General features: G+C 51.0%; 1 protein-coding gene. It reads left to right on the top strand.

Annotated elements, in window-relative coordinates; all coding sequences use genetic code 11:
- Positions 1–124 precede the first annotated feature (124 nt).
- Positions 125–2,103, top strand: a 1,979-nt coding sequence (locus OH455_RS23100; protein WP_269982923.1) for a PAAR-like domain-containing protein, incomplete at its 3' end; no start/stop codon positions are given.

The following is a 2,103-nucleotide window of genomic DNA, read 5'->3' on the forward strand; positions in this document are numbered from 1 at the left end:
GCCCTTTTTGTGGTGATTTTATCGGTTGAAGCCAGTGGTTATGACGGTTTTTGTCCAGAACGGCTGATGGTAAGTTGATAAGCAGTGGTTAACTTTCCTTCTATCTGGACATTAGGAGCACAACATGGCAGTGACGATTAATGCAAATGGGTTAAGTATTGTTCACAAAGGATCGGGCGGTGAAGCCAACGCGACGCTCCCCGATGTGTGTTTAACGACAGTGGGCTCTGCTGTCGTTCCCATTCCTTATGGCAATAATGCCAAATCAGAAGACTTAGTCGATGGCACCACCACGGTCAGTGCAGATGGTGGAAACAGCATAGCGATACAAGGCAGTAAGTTTGCCAAAAGTACTGGCGATGCTGGCGGTGATAAAAAAGGCATCGCCTCCGGTACTATCGAGGCGCAAGCGGAGTTCATCACCGCTTCACCGACGGTCTTGATTGAAGGCAAAGGGGTGGCTCGCCTCAGCGATCAGATGACCATGAACAACGCCAACACCATGTGCCTGGCCGGTGTACAAAACCCAAGTGTGACCGTCGATCCTGATCTCGATATCCCAAACAGTATCGTAATCAAAGCTCGCTACCCTAATGGACAGCTATTGAAGAATGCGTCGTATACGCTCACCAATCAGAGTGGTCAGCCAATGGCAGACGGCGTATTGAGTGGCAAAGGCGAGTCATACATCAGAGACTTGAAGTCCGACAACGTGAAAATTACGCTCGAAGAAAGCCAAGATCCTTTCGTCATTCGGCCAATTCGACGCCCTAATCCACACCATAACCCAGAAATTTCACAAGAGGATTTCTTTACACAAGCAATTGGCCGTCATCAGGGGTTCTGGCAAGCCGCGCGAGTGGAAACCAACATGATGCCATGGGGCTGCCTAGGTCATGAGCTGAGCAGTGACCGCTATTTTCAGGACATGCTTAACGTTGAGGTGCGGCTGCACTTTAGCCATCTCCACCCAGAAACCTCTTTTGCCTTAGACCATTTCTGTGAGGCAGTGCTAGGCAACCTCAACCAGCCACTGCCCCATACGACAGAAGCCTTACTGGCTTACTGCATGCCACAGGTACTTGAAGAGGGCGAAATACTCTCGGTATTATTACGCCTTGCTCCGTATGAAACCACCGATAGAATGTTGGCATACATGCGTGCCCGTGGTCAGGGCAACCCGCAGCGTTACCTGCACGAGTACGACTGGTCGGCGGCAAAGAAAGCGGTCAGTGACAACCTCGAGTCGCTGCTGAGCAAACTTCAGTCTCGACTGGAATTTCTCCATGACCAAGCCACTAAGCTGCGATACGCCTACCTCTCAGATGAAGTGTTTGATAAGCACATCACCACCATGAAAGCCTACATTAAAGGCTTACCCGACTTGATGGCGGGCGTGTTCAGCAAAATGGAGCTAAGAGCCTCCAATCTGTTGAGTCATCTCGACAACGTCAACGTTATCAAAGCCAGTGAGAGTGTCTTTGCCACCGAGGGTGAAACCGCTGAAGTTGTCGTCAATACCACACAATCGATCGATGTGGTCGAACCCTTTATGAACGAAGTCGCGGGCAAGATAGCCAATGTGCTACCCATTTACCCAGTGCGCTATGGCTATGCCAACTTCTTTGACACCATTATGCCCGCTCAAGCGCCGCCTACCTTGCCAGACATGGCCAGCGCGTCTGGCCTTAATGACACTGGCGGCTATCTTTTGCGCCTGCTGCGTGAAGGCTGGATTTACATCAAAGAGGAAGGGGGTCAAGCGGGTAATCAGCAAATTCATATCTTCCGCTACGCGCAAACGGTAACCGCCACCGGCGTGCTGGAAAAGTTTGAGAAATACTACTTCACCAATCAAGAAAACGCCCAAGACGGCCTCACACTCGATACCTCCTCTGGTGCGACCTTTTACCCGTTTGCGTTTGTCACCCATGGCACGCAAAAAATCTCGATCGCTTACTCAGAGCACGAATGGGCCGCTGAAATCATCGATAAGATGAACAGCGACCAAGAGTGGCGTACCCAAGCCATGCAGCAAGTCGACATGACCGCCAGCGATGACTTTAGCGACACCGCCAGCCAAGATACGTTAAGCGCTTTGGT

The sequence above is a fragment of the Vibrio sp. T11.5 genome, assembly GCF_027587155.1.
GTDB lineage: Bacteria > Pseudomonadota > Gammaproteobacteria > Enterobacterales > Vibrionaceae > Vibrio > Vibrio neptunius.